At 66.8% G+C, this 18,992-nt stretch carries 12 protein-coding genes and 2 tRNA genes; 12 read left to right on the top strand and 2 right to left on the bottom strand.

What is annotated here, in order from left to right:
* Positions 1 to 151 precede the first annotated feature (151 nt).
* Positions 152 to 1,237, bottom strand: coding sequence for an alanine racemase (gene alr, locus LJE69_RS19200; protein WP_296927671.1), 1,086 nt, complete (start codon positions 1,235 to 1,237; stop codon positions 152 to 154).
* Positions 1,238 to 1,431: 194 nt separating this feature from the next.
* Here alr and tig point away from each other — a divergent pair, with 194 nt between their 5' ends.
* From tig to LJE69_RS19160, 8 genes are all read left to right on the top strand, one after another.
* Positions 1,432 to 2,727 carry a trigger factor gene (tig, locus tag LJE69_RS19195; protein WP_296927670.1) on the top strand — a complete coding sequence of 432 codons (1,296 nt, stop codon included), beginning with the start codon at positions 1,432 to 1,434 and terminating at the stop codon, positions 2,725 to 2,727.
* A gap of 127 nt (positions 2,728 to 2,854) precedes the next feature.
* Complete coding sequence (clpP, locus tag LJE69_RS19190) at positions 2,855 to 3,496, top strand: ATP-dependent Clp endopeptidase proteolytic subunit ClpP (RefSeq protein ID WP_296927669.1); 642 nt, start codon at positions 2,855 to 2,857, stop codon at positions 3,494 to 3,496.
* A 184-nt stretch (positions 3,497 to 3,680) separates the two neighbouring features.
* Positions 3,681 to 4,958, top strand: a complete 1,278-nt coding sequence (clpX, locus tag LJE69_RS19185) for an ATP-dependent Clp protease ATP-binding subunit ClpX (protein ID WP_296927668.1) — start codon at positions 3,681 to 3,683, stop codon at positions 4,956 to 4,958.
* Positions 4,959 to 5,318: 360 nt separating this feature from the next.
* Complete coding sequence (lon, locus tag LJE69_RS19180) at positions 5,319 to 7,784, top strand: endopeptidase La (RefSeq protein WP_296927667.1); 2,466 nt, start codon at positions 5,319 to 5,321, stop codon at positions 7,782 to 7,784.
* 376 nt (positions 7,785 to 8,160) lie between these two features.
* On the top strand, positions 8,161 to 8,433 hold the full coding sequence (locus tag LJE69_RS19175; RefSeq protein WP_296927666.1) for an HU family DNA-binding protein: 273 nt from the start codon (positions 8,161 to 8,163) through the stop codon (positions 8,431 to 8,433).
* Between the two features lie 23 nt (positions 8,434 to 8,456).
* Positions 8,457 to 8,533 (top strand) — tRNA-Val (locus LJE69_RS19170).
* A 148-nt stretch (positions 8,534 to 8,681) separates the two neighbouring features.
* Positions 8,682 to 8,758 (top strand) — tRNA-Asp (locus tag LJE69_RS19165).
* Between the two features lie 149 nt (positions 8,759 to 8,907).
* Positions 8,908 to 10,842 (top strand): SurA N-terminal domain-containing protein, encoded by a 1,935-nt coding sequence (locus tag LJE69_RS19160; protein WP_296927664.1) that lies wholly within the window; start codon positions 8,908 to 8,910, stop codon positions 10,840 to 10,842.
* 455 nt (positions 10,843 to 11,297) lie between these two features.
* On the opposite strand, the gene LJE69_RS19155 is transcribed toward LJE69_RS19160, so the two are convergent.
* A complete protein-coding gene (locus LJE69_RS19155) occupies positions 11,298 to 12,074 on the bottom strand; it encodes an enoyl-ACP reductase (protein WP_296927663.1) in 777 nt (258 codons plus the stop codon).
* Positions 12,075 to 12,130: 56 nt separating this feature from the next.
* Between LJE69_RS19155 and LJE69_RS19150 the strand changes: the two genes are divergently transcribed.
* The 4 genes from LJE69_RS19150 to LJE69_RS19135 all read left to right on the top strand — a co-directional run.
* A complete protein-coding gene (locus LJE69_RS19150) occupies positions 12,131 to 14,383 on the top strand; it encodes an ABC transporter substrate-binding protein (protein ID WP_296927672.1) in 2,253 nt (750 codons plus the stop codon).
* Positions 14,380 to 15,357 carry an ABC transporter permease gene (locus tag LJE69_RS19145; protein ID WP_296927662.1) on the top strand — a complete coding sequence of 326 codons (978 nt, stop codon included), beginning with the start codon at positions 14,380 to 14,382 and terminating at the stop codon, positions 15,355 to 15,357. The genes LJE69_RS19150 and LJE69_RS19145 overlap by 4 nt, the downstream gene beginning before the upstream one ends.
* Positions 15,358 to 15,772: 415 nt before the next feature.
* On the top strand, positions 15,773 to 17,251 hold the full coding sequence (locus LJE69_RS19140) for an ABC transporter permease (protein WP_296927661.1): 1,479 nt from the start codon (positions 15,773 to 15,775) through the stop codon (positions 17,249 to 17,251).
* A 332-nt stretch (positions 17,252 to 17,583) separates the two neighbouring features.
* A partial coding sequence (locus tag LJE69_RS19135; protein WP_296927660.1) for an oligopeptide/dipeptide ABC transporter ATP-binding protein occupies positions 17,584 to 18,992 on the top strand: 1,409 nt, incomplete at its 3' end.

Genomic DNA, 18,992 nt, shown 5'->3' with positions numbered 1-18,992 from the left:
GTCGTGGTCGTGGTCGTGGTCGTGGTCGTGATCTCAACCATGCGCACACTCGATTACGACTCCGATTACGACAACGACGAAACCCAGCCTTCGGAATTTCCACAGTGAAGCACCAGGCAGACGCCGAAGAAGTCGGCGCTTCCCGCCGGGCTCAGGTCGCGTCCTCGTAGTGCATCGGCACCCGCCGTGACAGGCCGGTAAAGAGTTGGTAGGCGATGGTGTCGCTGGCCGCCGCCACCGCGTTGGCGGGCACCAGGTCGCCCCAGAGCTGCACGGGGTCGCCGGGAGCCGCGGCCGGCTGGTCCGACAGGTCCACCGTCAGCATGTCCATGGAGACGCGGCCGATGAGCCGCGACGGCCTGCCGTTGACGGCGACGGGCGTCCCGTCCCGGGCATGGCGCGGGTAGCCGTCCGCATAGCCCGCGGCCACCACGCCGACGCGGGTCGGGCGCTCGCAGACAAAGCGCCCGCCATAGCCGATGGCCTCGCCGGTGGCGAGGTCGCGCACGCCGATGAGCCGCGACTCCAGCATCATAGTGGGCCGCAGCATCGCCGCCGACGGGTGCGCCTCGCCGAAGGGCGAGGCGCCGTAGAGCATGATGCCGGGGCGCAGCCAGTCACCATGCGCCGCGGGCCAGCCGAGGATTGCCGCGGAGTTGGCGATGCTGCGGCTGCCGGGTAGATCGCCGGCGTGGGTGCGGAAGCAATCGAGCTGCGCTGCCGTCGCCGGATGTGTCGGCTCGTCGGCGCGCGCGAGGTGGGTCATCAGCACGATGGCGCTCACGTGCGGGCAGGCGGCGAGCCTGGCGTGTGCCGCCGCGAACCCCAGCGGCGCCAGGCCCAGCCGATGCATGCCGCTGTCCATCTTGAGCCAGACCTGGAGCGGCCGCGCGGGGCGTGCCCGGCACAGCCACTCCAGTTGTTCGTGGTTGTGCACGACGGGCGTCAGGTCCGCGCGGTCCACGTCGAGCAGCTCGTCCGGGTGGAACACGCCTTCCAGCAGCACGATGGGACTGCGAATGCCCGCCTCGCGCAACTCCATCGCCTCCTCGCCACAGGCCACCGCGAAGGCGTCCGCCTCCGCGGCCAGCGCGCGTGCCACCTTGACCGCGCCATGGCCGTAGGCGTCCGCCTTCACCACCGCCAGCGCGCGGGCGCCGGGCGCTTGTGCCTTGGCGTGGCGGTAGTTGCCGCGGATGGCGGCGAGGTCGATGTGAGCGCGGGTGGGGCGTGCCATGGCATGGGTCTTCGAGAGACGTTGTGTTGCGGCCGGGATGCTGCCCCCGTGGCAGCACCGACGCAAGCGGTCCGCGCGGCGTGGCGGCGCCCCGTTCCCACGGCTCGTCGCTAGCTTGGAGCGAGGTACGCCGGCAGCTTATACTGTGCCGTTTTTCGGCGATGTGGCCGACTGATTTCCAGGAGCGCAAAGAGATGCAAGTGACCGTCGAGGCCGGCGAGGGGCTCGCCCGCCGCATGACCGTGGAGTTGCCCGCGGATGACGTCGAGCAGCAGGTGGACCAGCGGCTGCGGGACGTCGCCCGACAGGCGCGGCTCCCCGGCTTCCGGCCGGGCAAGGTGCCCATGCGGGTGCTGCGCCAGCGCTTCGCCGAGAGCGTCCGCGGCGAGGTGCTGGGCGAGATGGTGCAGTCGTCGTTCTCGCAAGCCGTCGCCGAGCAGGAACTGCGGCCGGCGGGGCGCCCGGAGATCGAGCCGGACATCGATGCCGACGGTCGCCGCTACGCGTACACCGCCAGCTTCGAGGTGCTGCCGGAGATCGAGCTCCATGACCTCGGCGGCATGCGCATCGTCCGGCCCGTGGCGGAGGTCGCCGACGCCGACGTGGACCGCATGATCGAGCGCCTGCGCGAGCAGCGCAAGACCTTCGCCGACGTGGACCGCGGCGCCCAGGAGGGTGACCGGCTGACCATCTCCTTCGTCGGCAGCATCGATGGTGAGCCCTTCGAGGGCGGCAGCGCCGAGCGCCGTCCGCTGGTGCTCGGCAAAGGAGAGTTCATTCCCGGCTTCGAGCAGCAGCTCGAGGGCGCTGGCGCCGGCGAGGAGCGGGTCGTGGAGGTAACCTTCCCGGAGGACTACCCCGCCGAGCGGCTCGCCGGCCGCGCGGCCCAGTTCCAGGTGACGGTGGAGGCGGTGGCCGAGCCGCGGTTGCCCGAGGTGGATGCCGATTTCATGGCCGCCTTCGGCATCGGCGATGGCGACATGGAGCATTTCCGCGCCGATGTTCGGTCGAACATGGAGCGTGAGCTGCGCCAGCGCATCGAGGCCAAGGTCAAGAATGCCGTTATGGATGCGCTCATCGAGGCCAATCCGGTGGAACTGCCGGCGGTGCTGGTGGCCGAGGAGATCCAGGCGCTCAAGGGGCAGACCCGACAGGCGGTCGGTGCGGGGAGCATGGAGTTGCCGGACGAGCTCTTCGCCGACTCCGCGCAGCGCCGCGTCAAGCTCGGACTCGTCGTCGCGGAGGTCGTCAAACGGCATGATCTGACCCCGGCCCCGGAGCGGGTGCGCGCCCTCGTCGAGGAGATGGCTGCCACCTACGAGCGCCCGGAGGAAGTGATCGAGTATTACTACGCCGATCCGCGGCGGCTATCGTCCGTAGAGGCGCTGGCCATGGAGGAGATGGTCGTGGAGCGGATGCTGGAGAGTGCCGACGTGGTGGAGGAGGAGAGCACCTTCGACGCCTTGACCGAGTCCGAGAGCGACGCCTGACATTCGTCCCGGCAACGATGGCGGTGGCGTTGCGACGCGCCCCGCCAGTCCCCAGCTTCCGTCGGCCGGCGCGCGTTGCGCGCCGAGCGCGTTACGCCTTGATGCATGCACTGAGGTTCTAACTCACATGACCCACACCTTCGACCAAAGCCCACCGTCGCCGCGCGCCCTCGGCCTGATTCCGATGGTCATCGAGCAGACCGCCCGCGGCGAGCGCTCGTTCGACATCTTCTCGCGGCTGCTCAAGGAGCGCGTCGTTTTCCTGGTGGGGCCGGTGGAAGACCACGTCGCCAACCTGGTCGTGGCGCAGTTGTTGTTCCTGGAATCCGAGAATCCCGACAAGGACGTCCACTTCTACATCAATTCGCCGGGAGGCTCCGTCACCGCCGGTCTCGCCATCTACGACACGATGCGTTTCATCCGTCCGGACGTCAGCACCACGTGCATCGGCCAGGCGGCCAGCATGGGGGCGCTGCTGCTGGCGGGCGGCGCGCACGGCAAGCGCTTCTGCCTGCCGCATTCGCGCATGATGATCCACCAGCCGCTGGGTGGCTTCCAGGGACAGGCGACCGACATCGACATCCATGCCCGCGAGATTCTGCATATCCGCGATCAACTCAATCACATCCTCGCCCGCCACACCGGCCAGCCGCTGGAGAAGATCGCCGAGGACACCGAGCGCGACCGCTTCATGGGCGGCGAGGCGGCTGTCGAGTACGGTCTGATCGACCGGGTGCTGGACGAGCGCAGCCGTCCGGCGAGCGCCTGACGATGTTGCGTGAACGCGATCGTGGCCGGACGCGACTGGCTGGCGAGGGCATCGGCCCACGCCGGCTCGGGCGTGCCCCCAGTCGGCTTGCCATATCGCCGCGAATCGTTATGATAAAAACACGAGGAGGGCTGCCCGGCGCGGCCCTCGCACGCCGGACCGTCCCGCGGAGACCTCGCCATCCATGAGCGGAAACAACCACGGAAAGAACGACGAAGGGAAACTCCTCTACTGTTCATTCTGCGGCAAGAGCCAACACGAGGTGCGCAAGCTGATCGCCGGGCCATCGGTGTTCATCTGCGACGAATGCGTCGAGCTCTGCAACGACATCATCCGTGAGGAGATGCAGGAGGGGATGGGCGAAGCCACGAGCCGCCTGCCGAAGCCCCGCGAGATCAAGGACAGTCTCGATCAGTTCGTGATCGGCCAGGAGCAGGCCAAGAAGGTCCTGTCGGTGGCCGTCTACAACCATTACAAGCGGTTGGAGGTGACTGATGCCAAGGAGGACGTCGAGATCGCGAAGAGCAATATCCTGCTCATCGGCCCCACCGGCTCGGGCAAGACGCTGCTCGCCGAGACCCTCGCACGGCTGCTGAATGTGCCCTTTACCATCGCCGACGCCACCACGCTGACCGAGGCGGGCTATGTCGGCGAGGACGTCGAGAACATCATCCAGAAGCTGTTGCAGAAGTGCGACTACGACGTCGAGAAGGCACAGACCGGTATCGTCTACATCGACGAGATCGACAAGATCTCGCGCAAATCCGACAACCCGTCCATCACCCGTGACGTGTCGGGCGAAGGCGTGCAGCAGGCCCTGCTCAAACTGATCGAGGGCACCATCGCGTCGGTGCCGCCGCAGGGCGGGCGCAAGCACCCGCAGCAGGAGTTCCTGCAGGTCGATACCTCGAACATCCTGTTCATCGTCGGCGGCGCCTTCGCCGGACTGGACAAGATCATCGAGCGTCGCTCCCGCAAGGGCGGCATCGGCTTCTCCGCCGAGGTGCATTCGAAGGACGATGGCAAGCAGATCGGTGAACTGCTGGCCTTGGTGGAGCCGGAGGATCTGATCCGCTACGGGCTCATCCCGGAGTTCGTCGGCCGCCTGCCGGTGATGGCGACACTGGATGAGCTCGACGAGGACGCGCTGGTGCGTATCCTCACCGAGCCGAAGCACGCGCTCAACAAGCAGTACGCGCGTCTCTTCTCGATGGAAGGCTGCGATCTGGAGCTGCGCGACGACGCCCTGCGCGCCATTGCCGTGAAGGCCATGGAGCGCAAGACCGGCGCACGCGGGCTTCGCACCATCATGGAGCAGGTCCTGCTTGACATCATGTACGACCTGCCGTCGATGGAGAGCGTGAGCAAAGTCGTTGTGGACTCTTCGGTGATCGCCGGGGAGAACGCGCCGTTCATCATCTACGACGGTGGCGAGCAGCAGCGGGCGGCTTCGTCCGACTGATGCGGTCCTCTTCTGGTGCGCCGCCCGGCGCACCAGCGCTCCACCCTCGCTCGACAATCCGTACGCCGTTTCGCGGTCGTCGGGAGCGCGCCCTGAGGCAGTCGGGCCGGGTGCACCGCCTGCCGCCCTCCGAGGCGTGCCGCGTCGGCCACCCTGCGATGTCCGTGCAGACCGCGCGACGCTCCAATCGCGTCGTGTTCTTGGCGCAGCCGTATTTATCGGCGGCTCCGATTGAAGCATTGCCGATGCGCCCAAACGTCGTTTCTCAATCAAGATATCTGTAACCGCCGTAGGGGTGTGCGCCGCGCCGTCGCGGAGGCGCTGCCCCGGCCAAACACGGTCAACCGGAGAAGAGATTCCATGGGCGAAAGCGTTCGAGACGACAATGAAACCAACTTCGGCGAACAGGATGTGCCGGTCCTGCCACTGCGGGATGTCGTCGTGTACCCACACATGGTCATTCCGCTGTTCGTTGGGCGGGACAAGTCCATCAAGGCGTTGGACGCGGCCATGGGCGCGGACAAGCAGATCCTGCTCATCGCCCAGAAGAACGCCGATGTCGATGATCCGGCAGTGAGCGACCTGCACGGCATCGGCACGCTGGCCAACGTACTGCAGCTTCTGAAGCTGCCGGACGGGACCGTCAAGGTGCTGGTCGAAGGACATCGGCGCGCCAAGGTCAAGCGCTTCCTCAGCACCGAAGGCGCTTTCTCGGCGGTTGTCAGCCAACTGGCCGACCAGCTCGAGGCCGATGAGCGCGAGCAGGAGGTGCTGATGCGCTCGGCGGTGGCGCTGTTCGACCAGTACGTCAAGCTCAACAAGAAGGTGCCGCCGGAGGTGCTGACATCGCTCTCCAGCATCGACGAGGCAGGGCGGCTCGCCGACACGATGGCCGCGCATATGTCGCTGAAGCTCGAAGAGAAGCAGCACGTGCTGGAAATGGTGGACGTGCAGCAGCGCCTCGAGCACCTGATGGGCCTGATGGAGGCCGAGAACGATATCCTGCAGATGGAGAAGCGCATCCGCGGCCGCGTGAAGCGCCAGATGGAGAAGAACCAGCGCGAGTACTATCTGAATGAGCAGATGAAGGCCATTCAGAAGGAACTCGGCGAGCTGGAGGACGCCCCCAACGAGCTCGAAGACCTCGGCAAGCGCATCGAAGCGGCCGGCATGCCCAAGGACGTCAAGGACAAGGCCACCGCGGAGCTGAACAAGCTCAAGCTTATGTCGCCCATGTCCGCCGAGGCCACGGTGGTGCGTAACTACATCGACACCCTGGTCTCGGTGCCGTGGAAGAAGCGCACGCGCATCCGCAACGACATCCGCGTCGCCCAGAAGGTGCTCGACACCGACCACTACGGCCTGGAGAAGGTCAAGGAACGCATCCTCGAGTACCTGGCCGTGCAGCAGCGGGTGAAGAAACTCAAGGGGCCGATTCTGTGCCTGGTGGGGCCGCCCGGCGTCGGCAAGACCTCGCTCGGACAGTCCATCGCGCGCGCAACCAACCGCAAGTTCGTGCGCATGTCCCTCGGCGGTGTTCGGGACGAGGCGGAGATCCGCGGCCATCGGCGCACCTACATCGGCGCGCTGCCGGGCAAGATCATCCAGAACCTGGCCAAGGCCGCCTCGCGCAACGCCTTCTTCCTGCTGGACGAGATCGACAAGATGGCCATGGACTTCCGTGGCGATCCGGCCTCGGCACTGCTGGAGGTGCTGGACCCGGAGCAGAATCACACCTTCAACGATCACTACCTGGAGGTGGACTTCGACCTGTCCGAGGTGATGTTCGTCGGCACCGCCAACACCCTGAACATCCCGCCGGCGCTGCTGGACCGCATGGAGGTGATTCGCCTCGCCGGCTACACCGAGGACGAGAAGGTCAACATCGCCCAGCGCTACCTGATCCCGAAGCAGATGAAGAACAACGGGCTCAAGAAGGACGAGCTCACCATCCGCGAATCGGCGTTGCGGGACATGATCCGCTACTACACGCGTGAGGCCGGCGTGCGCAACCTGGAGCGCGAGTGCTCCAAGATCTGCCGCAAGGTGGTGAAGGAGGTGCTGCTCAAGAAGCGTGGCACGGCGTCCGTGGTCATCACGCCCAAGTCGCTGGAGAAGTACCTTGGCGTGCAGCGCTACCGCTTCGGTCGTGCCGACGAGCACGACCAGATCGGGCAGGTCACCGGCCTCGCCTGGACCGAGGTTGGCGGCGAGCTGCTGCGCATCGAGTCCGCGCTGGTCCCCGGCAAGGGCAAGTTCACCTACACCGGCCAGCTCGGCGACGTGATGCAGGAGTCCATCCAGGCGGCGCTGACCGTGGTGCGCAGCCGTGCCGCGGCGCTCGGCATCGATCCGGACTTCCACCAGAAGTACGATCTGCACATCCACGTGCCAGAGGGTGCGACGCCCAAGGACGGCCCCAGCGCGGGCGTGGCCATGTGCACGGCGTTGGTGTCGGCGCTCACGAAGATCCCGGTGCGCTCCAGCGTCGCCATGACCGGCGAGATCACGCTGCGGGGCGAGGTCCTGCCCATCGGCGGCCTCAAGGAGAAGCTGCTGGCGGCGCATCGCGGTGGCATCGAGACGGTGCTGATCCCGTACGAGAACGAGCGCGATCTGGTCGAGATTCCGAAGAATATCAAGCAGAGTCTCGACATCCGCAGCGTGCGCTGGATCGACGAAGTGCTCGATGTCGCCCTGACGGAGCTGCCGCGCCCGGTTGCCACCGACGCGGCGGGCCCGGAGGACGCGCAGGCCGAAGAGACGCCTCCCGCGCAGCCGGCGAAGGCCGAAGACAAGCCTGCCGGCGCCCGGACGCATCACTGACCACTGGTCTGTCCGTTGTCGTGGCTCGTCGCCGCGGCAGCGACGGCGGTGACGGCGGCGAGGTGCCCAGGGGTGCCCTGCACCCCTGTGTGTGCCGTTATGAGGGCACGACGCGTGTTAGAGTCCCGGGCGCAACCCACGGCGATGCCCTTGTGCAAGCGGCGCAAGCCGTGATACGCCGACATTCGGGGCGGTGTTCGAGGTGCTACGCCGCCAACCGACGGCTTAGGGCCGCGGCTCTCGATTCGCTTGACAGCATAGCGTGCACTGGACAAGATTCCGCGCAGGCAGCGGCGCCCGGCTTGGCGCCGCCGCTGCGGTGCACGGTTCAATTGACTGAGCGGTTTTTAAGGTCTTTCGAGACAACGGGGGGAGAATGAACAAATCGGATCTCATCGACGCCATGGCAGAGGGTGCAGACATCTCGAAGTCCGCCGCAGGTCGGGCGCTCGACGCGTTGACGGACTCCATCGCCGTCGCGCTCAAGGGTGGGGACACCGTTTCCATCATCGGTTTCGGCACTTTCCTGGTGAAGGAACGCGCCGCCCGTACCGGCCGCAACCCGCAGACTGGGGCCGCCATCGAGATTGCAGCCTCCAAGACGCCTTCATTCAAGGCTGGCAAAGCCCTGAAAGATGCCATACAATAGTCAGCTTCGTCGGCTGAGGCAGCGGGTGCTTAGCTCAGTTGGCTAGAGCATCGCCCTTACAAGGCGAGGGTCGCAGGTTCGAGCCCTGCAGCACCCACCAAGGTGCAGCGACCCAAGGGACTGGCTCCGCGCGACAGACCTAAGAGCAAGGGAGCCAAAGCAGGGAGAGCAAGATGCGCACAAGGCAAAGCCAAAAGGAGTGGCCGAGCAATCTGTGAGCAGGCGGCTGCCGGAGCGAATGATTTTATGGAGTGGTAGTTCAGTTGGTTAGAATACCGGCCTGTCACGCCGGGGGTCGCGGGTTCGAGTCCCGTCCACTCCGCCAATTTTTGATCAAGGCGCGCCCCACAGTAATAGTGGGTCGCGCCTTTTTCTTGTCAGGCACAGGCGTTGCCGGCGGCGCTCGAAATCGGGCCGTCGCGCACTCGCGCCCGGCGGCGCCCATCATCGGTTCAGAACATCCAGAGCTCAGCCATGTTGCAGGAGATCAAAGAGCGCGCGCAGGGATGGGTCGCGTGGGCCATCGTCATACTCATCACCATTCCCTTCGCGCTTTGGGGTATCCAGTCCTACCTCGGCATCGGCGGTGAGCCGGTCGTCGCCAAGGTCGACGGCACCAAGATCACAGAGCGCCAGTTGGACCAGAACGTGCAGCGCACGCGGATGCAACTCCGCGAGCGCCTGGGCGGTGCGTACAATCCAGACCTTTTCGAGTCCGGCCAACTGCGCGCACAGGTGCTGGAGCGCATGATTCGCGACACCGTGCTGCTGGATGCGTCCTACGGCATGGGGATGCGGGTTTCGGATGAGGCGGTGCGGGCGGCAATCCTCACCGAGCCGGCCTTCCAGCGCGACGGTGTCTTCGATAAGGACACCTACGAGCGGGTGCTGGAGCTTCAGGGCATGACCCCCATGGCCTACGAGGAGCGGCTGCGCAACGGACTCCTCTCCACCCAGCTCTCGCGCGCGGTCACCGAGTCGGGCTTCACCACCGGCGCCGAGTTGGCCGCGGCGACGCGCTTGCTCCGCCAGCAGCGCGACATTGCCTATCTGGTGCTGCCGCGCGACGGTTTCGTGCCCGATGCGGAGCCCTCCGCGGGGGAGATCCAGGCGTACTACGACGCCAACCAGCAGCGGTTCCAGTCGCCGGAGCGCGTCAAGCTCTCCTACATCGTGCTCGACGCGGACGCCCTGGCCAAGCCCGCCAAGGTCGATGAGGCGACGCTGCGTGCCGCCTACCAGGAGCGCATCGACGAGTTTCAGGAGCCGGAGCGGCGTGACATCCGGCACATTCTCTTGACGCTGCCCGCCGACGCCTCCGATGCCAAGGCGCAAAAGGTAAAGGACCATATCGCCGAGCTGCGGGCCAAGATCGAGGCGGGCGCGGACTTTGCCGCCGTTGCCAAGGCCAACTCCGAGGATCCGCTGAGCGCGGCGAAGGGCGGCGACCTCGGTATGGTGGAGCGCGGCATGATGGACCCGGCCTTCGAGCAGGCGGCGTTCGCGCTGAAGCAAGGCGTCATCAGCGAGCCGGTGCGCAGCCGCTTCGGCTACCACCTGATCGAGGTGACGAAGGTCGAGGGCGGCAAGCCCAAACCCTTCGAGCAAGTCCGCGACCAACTCGCCCGCGAACTGGGTCGTAGCGACGCGGAGAAGAACTATTTCGAGCTCGCCGAGCAACTCGCGAACCTGACCTACGAGTCACCCGACAGCCTGATTCCCGCCGCCGAGGCGCTGGGGCTGAAGGTGCAAACCAGCGACTGGATCGAGCGTGGAGGCGGCGAGGGCATCCTCGCCAACCCGAAAGTGACCGCCGCCGCCTTCAGCGAGGACGTGCTGGAGCAGGGCAACAACAGCGAGCTCATCGAGCCGGACCCGGACCGCATGCAATCCATCGTGGTGCGGGTTGACGAGCATGAGCCCGCCGCCGTGCGTGCCCTGGACGACGTGCGTGACGAGATCGTCCAGACGCTGAAACAGCAGCAGGCCAGCACGGCTGCGCTGAAAGCGGCCGAGGCCATGGCCAAGCGACTGCGCGGCGGCGAGAAGCTGGCCGCGGTGGCTGCGGAGGCCAAGCCTGAGCCCGCTGCCGTTAACGAGCCGGGCAAGGTCACCCGCAACCAGCAGGGTGTGCCGCCGACGGTACTGGACTTGGCCTTCAACGCCCCGCGGCCCGCGGAAGGCGCTGCCAGCTATGCCACCGGTCAGGAGCCCAATGGCGATGCGCTCGTGGTGGTCGTGCGCGCCGTGGAGGACGGCGACAGCAAAGCGCTGAAGTCCGCTCAGCGCGACGCCGAGCGGCAGATCCTGACCCGGGTCTCCGCCGAGCATAGCTTCGATGCGGTGCTGGACGACCTCGTCGCCCGCGCCAAGATCGAGCGCAAGAAGCTCTCCAGCGAGGAGCCATAAGACAGGCAAGCGAGGGTTCTTGTGAGCCTTCGCCTGCTCGACGCTGATCTCCCGAGTGCGCGCCCTCGTGGGAGCGGCACTCGTGGTGCCGCGACCGGCGGCGGTGATGTTGTGGGAGCGGCACTCTTGGTGCCGCGACCGGCGGCGGTGCCCTAGCACGCAAGAGATCCGACACGCCCTGAAGTCGCGAGCAGCACCGCGGCCTCATCGCGCCACAAACAGCAGTGGCGCTCCCACGGCTCCGGCGGCCCCGGAACAGCATGCGTGTGGGAGCGGCACTCGTGGTGCCGCGACCGGCGGCGGTGCCCTAGCACGCAAGAGATCCGACACGCCCTGAAGTCGCGAGCAACACCGCGGCCTCATCGCGCCACAAACAACAGTGGCGCTCCCACGGCGCAGGCGGCCGTGGAACTACATTCGTGTGTGGGCGGCACACTCGGAGTGCCGCCGGCGCCTCAGCCCAGACCGAGGATGTGATAGCCGGTGTCCACGTACAGCACGTCGCCGGTGATGCCGGAGGCGAGGTCCGAGCACAGGAAGGCCGCGGCGTTGCCCACCTCGTTAATGGTGACATTGCGCCTGAGCGGCGTGCGCTCCTCCACCTGCTTCAGCATGCTGCGGAAGTCGGCGATGCCGGCGGCGGCGAGCGTGCGGATGGGGCCTGCGGAAACGGCGTTGACCCGGGTGCCCTCCGGCCCCAGCGCGGCGGCCAGGTAACGGACGTTGGCTTCCAGGCTGGCCTTGGCGACACCCATGATGTTGTAGTTCGGCACCGCGCGCACGGCACCCAGGTAGCTCATGGTCACCAGGGCGCCGTTGCGGCCGGACATGAGCTTGCGGCCGGCCTTGGCGAGTGCCGCAAAGCTATAAGAGCTGATATCGTGCGCCATGGCCGAGCCGGCGCGGGTGAGCACATCCACGTAGTTGCCCTCCAACTCTTCCTTGGGGGCGAAGGCGATGGAGTGCACAATGCCGTCGAGGCCGTCCCAATGCTCGCCGACGGCCTGAAAGCAGGCGTCGATCTGCTCGTCGCTGGTGACATCCAGCGGCAGGACGATGTTGGAATCCAGCGACGCGGCCAGATCTTCCACGCGCCCCTGGAGCTTTTCGCCCTGGAAGGTGAACGCGAGCTGCGCCCCCTCGCGGTGCATGGCCTGTGCGACGCCCCAGGCGATGGAGCGGTTGCTCGCGACGCCGGTGATGAGAAAGCGCTTGTCGGTCAAAAACCCCATCAGATGGTCTCCGTGGTCTGCCGGTGTCAATGGCTATTGAAGTGGTGATGTGGGCGATGCGCCGGTTGGCGCGCTCGCGGCGGCGTCACATTACCGAAACCCTTCAGGCTGCGGAAGCGCCGCGATGGGTATCGCAGGTGCCAAGCCGGGGGCGGGCGCTCGCGTTGCCGGCGGCGCTCGCGGGCGTGCTGCTGCTCGCGGCCTGTGGGCAGCCACCCTGGAACAACCCCTATCCAGCGAGCCAGGCGGGCGAGAAGATCCTCTACGGCGCCTTCACCGAGCGCCCCAATCACATGGACCCGGTGCGCTCCTACAGCTCGAACGAGTACGCATTCATCGCGCAGATCTACGAGCCGCCCCTGCAGTATCACTTCCTGAAGCGCCCCTACACCCTGGTGCCGCTGACGGCCGAGGCGGTGCCCGAGCCCACCTATCTCGACGCCGACGGCAACCCGCTGCCGGCGGATACCGATCCGGCGCGCATCGCGGTGAGCGAGTATCTCATCCGCATCCGGCCCGGCATCCGCTACCAGCCGCACCCCGCCTTCGCGAAGGACGCCGACGGTGCGTACCTGTACCACCACTTGTCGCGGGCGGAGATCGGCCGTCTGAACACGCTCTCCGACCTGCCCGAGACCGGCACCCGCGAGCTCACGGCCGAGGACTACGTCTGCGAGATCAAGCGCCTGGCCGCGCCCTGGCTGCATTCACCCATCGCCGGCCTGATGGGCGAGCACATCCTGGGCTTCAAGGCTTACTCCAAGCGCCTCAACGAGGCCGCGCCCGCGTCCGTCAACGGCGAGCGGCCCTTCTTCGACCTGCGCCAGATGGACTTCCCGGGCGCCGAGGTGGTGGGCCGCTACAGCTACAAGGTGCGCATCAAGGGCCGCTATCCGCAGTTCGTCTACTGGCTCGCGATGCCCTTCTTCGCGCCCATGCCCTGGGAGGCAGAGGCGCTCACCGACCAGCCCGGCATGGCGGCCAACAACATCACGCTCGACTGGTATCCGCTCGGCACCGGCCCCTTCATGCTCACCGAGAACAACCCGAACATGCGCATGGTGCTGGCGCGCAACCCGAACTTCCACGGCGAGACCTATCCGACCGAAGGCATGCCGGGGGATCGCGCCGCTGGTCTGCTGGCCGATGCCGGCAAGCCGCTGCCGTTCGTGGACCGCGCCATCTACAGCCTGGAGAAGGAGAGCATCCCGTACTGGAACAAGTTCCTCCAGGGCTTCTACGACACCTCCGGCATCAGCTCCGACGCCTTCGACCAGGCAGTGCGGTTCAACGCCGCCGGCGAGGCAGGCCTCACCGAGGACATGAAGGCGAAGGGCATCCGGCTCACCACCGCTGTCAACGCCTCCATCTGGTACATGGGCTTCAACATGCTGGATCCGGTCATCGGCGGCGACTCGGAGCGTGCGCGGCTGCTGCGCCAGGCCATCAGCATCGCGGTGGACTTTGACGAGTACATCTCGATCTTCGCCAACGGCCGTGGCGTGCAGGGGCAGGGGCCGATCCCGCCCGGCATCTTCGGCCACCGCGACGGCGAGGCCGGCATCGACCCCTACGTGTTCGACTGGGTCAACGACCACCCGCAGCGCAAGTCCATCGAGGACGCCCGCGCGCTGATGGTGGATGCGGGCTATCCCGGCGGGCGCGACCCGGCCACCGGGCGACCGCTCAGCATCTACTACGAGGCCATGGACGCGGGTCCCGACGGCAAGGCGCAGCTCAACTGGATGCGCAAGCAGTTCTCCAAGCTCGGCATCGAGCTCATCGTCCGCGCCACCGACTACAACCGCTTCCAGGAGAAGATCCGGGAGGGCACGGGCCAGGTGTTCATGTGGGGCTGGAACGCGGACTACCCGGATCCGGAGAACTTCTTCTTCCTCCTCTACGGGCCGAATCGCAAAATCGACGGCGGCGAGAACGCGGCGAACTACCAGAACCCCGAGCTCGACCGGCTGTTCGAGCAGATGAAGGACATGCCGGACGGCCCCGCGCGCCAGGCGGTCATCGACCGCATGACCGAGATCGTCCGCCACGACGCGCCCTGGTCGTTCGGCTTCTATCCCGAGTCCTTCAGCCTGAGTCACCAGTGGATCGGCAACGTGAAGCCGAACCTGATGGCCAACAACACGCTCAAGTACATCAGCCTCGAGCCAGGCATCCGGGAGCAACTGCGCACGGCCTGGAACCCCCCCATCCTCTGGCCTGTCGGGGTCATCGTGGCCGTGCTGGCCGTCGGCGCCGTGCCGGCTGTCGTCATCGCCCGCCGGCGTGAGCGGAGTGCCGCGCTGTGAGTGCCTACATCATCCGGCGCCTGCTGTACGCCATCCCGATTCTGATCGGCGTCAATCTGATCACCTTCGCGCTTTTCTTCGTCGTCAACTCGCCGGACGACATGGCCCGGATGCAGCTCGGCGACAAGCGCGTCACCGAGGAGGCCGTGCAGGGCTGGAAGGCGGATCACGGCTACGACCGCCCGCTGCTCTACAACGCCGATGCCGCGGGCCTCGCCAAGCTCACCGATACCATCTTCTTCCAGAAGTCGGTCAAGCTCTTCGCCTTCGACTTCGGCACCTCCGACAGCGGCCGCGACATCGGCTACGACATCAGTCAGCGCATGTGGCCGAGCCTCGCCATCGCCATCCCGGTCCTGCTGGTGGGGCTCGCCATCAACATCAGCTACGCGCTGATGATCGTCTTCTTCCGTGCCACCTACATCGATGTCGGCAGCGTGGTGCTGCTGGTGGCGATGATGTCCATCTCGGGGCTCTTCTACATCATCGGCGGGCAGTTTCTGATCGGGAAGCTCTTCCACCTGGTGCCCATCTCCGGCTACGACACCGGCCTCGATGCCACCAAGTTTCTGATCCTGCCGGTCCTCGTCGGCGTCATCGGCGGCATCGGCACCGGCACGCGGCTGTACCGGACCTTCTTTCTGGAAGAGATCAACCGCGACTACGTGCGCACAGCCCGCGCCAAGGGCCTGCGCGAGCGGGTGGTGCTGTTCCGCCACGTGCTGAAGAACGCGCTGATCCCGATCCTGACCGGCGTCGTCGCGGTACTGCCGCTCTTGTTCATGGGCGCGCTCATCACCGAGTCCTTCTTCGGCATCCCCGGCCTCGGCAGCTACACCATCGACGCCATCAACCGGCAGGACTTCGCCATCGTCCGCGCCATGGTGTTTCTGGGCTCGGTGCTGTACATCCTGGGGCTGATCCTGACGGACATCTCCTACACCCTGGTGGACCCGCGGGTGCGGTTGTCATGATGGCCCTGCTGCGGACGCGTGACCGGCGAAGATTCCACGCCCGCGGCGCTGTAGCTGCGCAAGCATGCGTGTTCCACACGGAAGGGCAGTCCAGGGTAGGTCGGGTTGGCGACAGCGTAAGCCGACAATCAACGGCTGATCCTGCCGTAACGTCTGCTTACGCCGCGCTGCTCCGACTTCTTACAAAGGCTGCTCCACGCGCGTCGGCGTGGGAGCGCCACTGCCTTTTGTGGCGCGACGACGTCTGGGAGGTTGCCTGCCGCTTGGCAGTGACTCGGGGCGTGGTGCGCTGCCTTGCCGCCGGTCGCGGCACCAAGCGTGCCGCTCCCACAAGAACTGCTACGCCGAATACTTTCGCGGACTGCGTTGGGTCGTTGCTTGAAGACGGGGTCAGGCACTTGGGGAGGCAGCGCCCATGCCGGTGATTCTCGCCACGGACGGGCTGATCTTCCTGCTGATCGTGGTGGCGCTCGGCTACGGCGTGTATGCGTCGCAGCACGAGCACCTGCGTGCGCCCTGGCGCAGCGTGGCCCGCTCGCGCGTGGGCATGGCGGCGCTGGTGGTGATCGGGTGCTATGTGCTGATCGGACTGCTGGACTCGCTGCACTTCCATCCGCGCATCGAGCCGGTCGTCGCGGCTGAGCAGGCCCCGACGTCGCCCGCGGAGGCGGCCGCGCGCTCGGGCAAAGACGGACAGGGTGAGGCCGAGTCTCCGATCCAGGCGCGGTATTCGACGCAGGTTCTGTCGGTGCTGGACGTCATCCTCACCGGGCTGCGGGAGCGGCAGGAGAAGACCTTCTCGGCGCCCTTTGCGGTCCATTCCTTTGTCAAAGAGCCCATCGAGCGGCCGGACGGCAGCATCGTCCGCGACTATCCGCGGCTCCAGTACGGCGGTGCGCACCTGAAGGACCCGTCCCAGCGTGGCCTGGACATCGCCGTGCGCACGCTCCTCGGCGTCATCCGGGGGCTGGCGGTGTGGGGGCTGCTGATGGCAGGCCTGATCTGGCTGGTGGCCCACGCGCGCGGAGAGGCGTTCGACGCCGGCGCCGAGGCCATCTGGCAGGGCCGCACCGAGGTGCCCTGGCGCGTGGGACTCCTCGCGCTGGGGCTGCTGTTGGTGCTCGGCTTCGCCGCCGCCGAGCTCGCCGGCGCGTATCACATCCTCGGCACCGACAAGGTGGGCGAGGACGTTTTCTACCAGAGCCTCAAGAGCATCCGCACCGGGCTCGTCATTGGCACGCTCACCACCCTGGTGATGCTGCCGGCAGCGGTGATTTTGGGAATAATGGCGGGCTATTTCCGCGGGCTCACGGATGACGTCATCCAGTACCTCTACACCACGCTCAACTCCATCCCCGGCGTGCTGCTCATCGCCGCGGCCATCCTGATGCTGCAGGTGTACATGACCAACCACGCCGAGCAGTTCGAGAGCCTGGTGCAGCGGGCGGACCTGCGGCTGCTGTTCCTGTGCATCATTCTCGGCGTCACCAGCTGGACCGGGCTGTGCCGGCTGCTGCGCGGCGAGTCGCTGAAGCTGCGCGAGCAGGACTACGTGCAAGCGGCCACGGCGCTCGGCGTGCGCCACGCCACCATCATCGCGCGGCACATCCTGCCCAACGTCCTGCACATCGTCATGATCACGGTGGTGCTGGACTTCAGCGGGCTGGTGCTCGCCGAGGCGGTGCTGTCGTATGTGAACATCGGCGTTGATCCGACCATGAACAGCTGGGGCAACATGATCAACAGCGCGCGCCTGGAACTGGCCCGTGAGCCCATCGTCTGGTGGTCGCTCGCCGCCGCCTTCGCCTTCATGTTCACGCTGGTGCTGGCGGCCAACTTGTTCGCGGACGTGGTGCGCGACGCCTTCGATCCGCGGCTGGCGCGTCTGAAGTGACGCCGCTGCTGGTCTCAGGGGAAGACGCGGAGGGTTTGGTCTCAGGCCAAGACGCGAAGCCGCGAAGAAAGAGAGGACTCCCATGCAATCGAAGCACGAGCTGAGCTGGTCTTGCCATACTCCAGAAAACCTCGAACCTCGTATGCACTAGGTTGCTTGGCGGCGCCAAATGCTTGTAGCCAAGATTTGTAACCGCCTCGCTCCGCGTCTTCCCTTCGCGGCTTCGCGGCTTCGCGTGACCCAAATCTTTCTGATTTCTTGCCGCGCGGCTTTGTGCCGTCGCGTGATCCCACACTCGGCGATGCTGAATGGACCGCACTGACGTATCTGCAATGACCGACACGCTGCTGGAAGTGACCGAGCTCACCACCGAGCTGCCGCCGTCGCGCGGAGGCGAATGCCCGGTGCGGGTCTGCGACGACGTCGGCTTCAGCATCCGCCCCGGCGAGACGCTGGCGCTGCTCGGCGAGTCAGGCTGCGGCAAGTCCATGACGGCGCTGTCGCTGATGCGGCTTCTGCCGCTCGGCGGGCGCATGGTGTCGGGCGCGGTGCGCCTCGGCGGCACGGATCTGCTCAGGCTCAGCGAGCGGGACATGCGCCGCATCCGCGGCGGGCGCATGGGCATGATCTTCCAGGAGCCGCAGACCTCGCTGAACCCGGTGCTCACCGTCGGCGCACAGATTGCCGAGGCCGTGCGGGTGCATGAGGGCATGCCGCGCAAGGGCGTGCCGGCGCGGGTGGTGGAGCTGCTGCGGGCCGTGGGCATCCCGGACCCGCAGCGCCGCGCCGAGGAGTATCCGCACCAGCTCTCCGGCGGCATGAAGCAGCGGGTCATGATCGCCATGGCCTTGGCCGGCGACCCGGAGCTGCTCATCGCCGACGAGCCCACCACGGCGCTCGACGTCACCATCCAGGCGCAGGTGCTGCAACTGCTGAAGGGCGTGCAGCGCGAGCGCGGCATGGCGGTGCTGCTGATCACCCACGACCTCGGCGTCGTCGCTGAGACCGCGGACCGGCTCGCCGTCATGTACGCCGGGCAGATCGTCGAGCACGCGAGCGTCAGGACGTTCTTCGCCGGGCCCGCGCACCCCTACAGCCGCAAGCTGATGGAGAGCCTGCCGGAGGCCAAGAAGCGCGCCGGCGAGCTGGCCGTAATCCCGGGCCGGGTGCCGCCCCTGGACCAGGCGTTCACGGGTTGCCGCTTCGCGCCGCGCTGCTTTCGGGTCATGGACCGCTGTCACGACACCGTGCCCGGCTGGTTCGACGCCGGCGCGGAACAGCACGTGCGCTGCCTGCTGTGGGACGACGCGACGCCCGAGTTCGCGCCCGCCGCGGAGCAGGTGGTTACCGAGAACGACACCGCAGCGGGGAGCGGCGCCGAGTTGCTCCGCACCGCGTGCCTCAAGGTCCACTTCCCCATCCGCCGCGGACTCTTCAAGCGCACCGTGGGTCATGTGAAGGCCGTGGACGGCGTGGACCTGACGCTCTACGCCGGTCGCACGCTCGCGCTGGTGGGCGAGTCGGGCTGCGGCAAGACCACCGCCGGCAAGGGCATCCTGCAACTGGAGCGCCCGACGGGTGGCAGCGTGCACCACGACGGCGTGGACCTCGCGAAGCTCAAGCCGGCCCGGCTGCGCCCCTATCGCAAGGATCTCCAGATCATTTTCCAGGACCCGTTTGCGTCCATGAACCCGCGCATGCTGGTGGAGGACATCGTCGGCGAGGGTCTACAAGCGCTCAA

Origin of the sequence: Thiohalocapsa sp., from assembly GCF_022340605.1 — a bacterium.
Classification (GTDB): Bacteria; Pseudomonadota; Gammaproteobacteria; order Chromatiales; family Chromatiaceae; genus Thiohalocapsa.
This window is presented reverse-complemented; position numbering and strand designations above follow the sequence as displayed.

What these genes read in the sequence shown, in the direction of transcription:
- LJE69_RS19140 (WP_296927661.1), top strand. Translation starts at nt 15,773, where the DNA reads ATGCCGGTGATTCTCGCCACGGACGGGCTGATCTTCCTGCTGATCGTG.
- LJE69_RS19160 (WP_296927664.1), top strand. Translation starts at nt 8,908, where the DNA reads ATGTTGCAGGAGATCAAAGAGCGCGCGCAGGGATGGGTCGCGTGGGCC.
- alr (WP_296927671.1), bottom strand. Translation starts at nt 1,237, where the DNA reads ATGGCACGCCCCACCCGCGCTCACATCGACCTCGCCGCCATCCGCGGC.
- lon (WP_296927667.1), top strand. Translation starts at nt 5,319, where the DNA reads ATGGGCGAAAGCGTTCGAGACGACAATGAAACCAACTTCGGCGAACAG.
- clpX (WP_296927668.1), top strand. Translation starts at nt 3,681, where the DNA reads ATGAGCGGAAACAACCACGGAAAGAACGACGAAGGGAAACTCCTCTAC.
- LJE69_RS19150 (WP_296927672.1), top strand. Translation starts at nt 12,131, where the DNA reads ATGCGCCGGTTGGCGCGCTCGCGGCGGCGTCACATTACCGAAACCCTT.
- clpP (WP_296927669.1), top strand. Translation starts at nt 2,855, where the DNA reads ATGACCCACACCTTCGACCAAAGCCCACCGTCGCCGCGCGCCCTCGGC.
- LJE69_RS19175 (WP_296927666.1), top strand. Translation starts at nt 8,161, where the DNA reads ATGAACAAATCGGATCTCATCGACGCCATGGCAGAGGGTGCAGACATC.
- tig (WP_296927670.1), top strand. Translation starts at nt 1,432, where the DNA reads ATGCAAGTGACCGTCGAGGCCGGCGAGGGGCTCGCCCGCCGCATGACC.
- LJE69_RS19155 (WP_296927663.1), bottom strand. Translation starts at nt 12,074, where the DNA reads ATGGGGTTTTTGACCGACAAGCGCTTTCTCATCACCGGCGTCGCGAGC.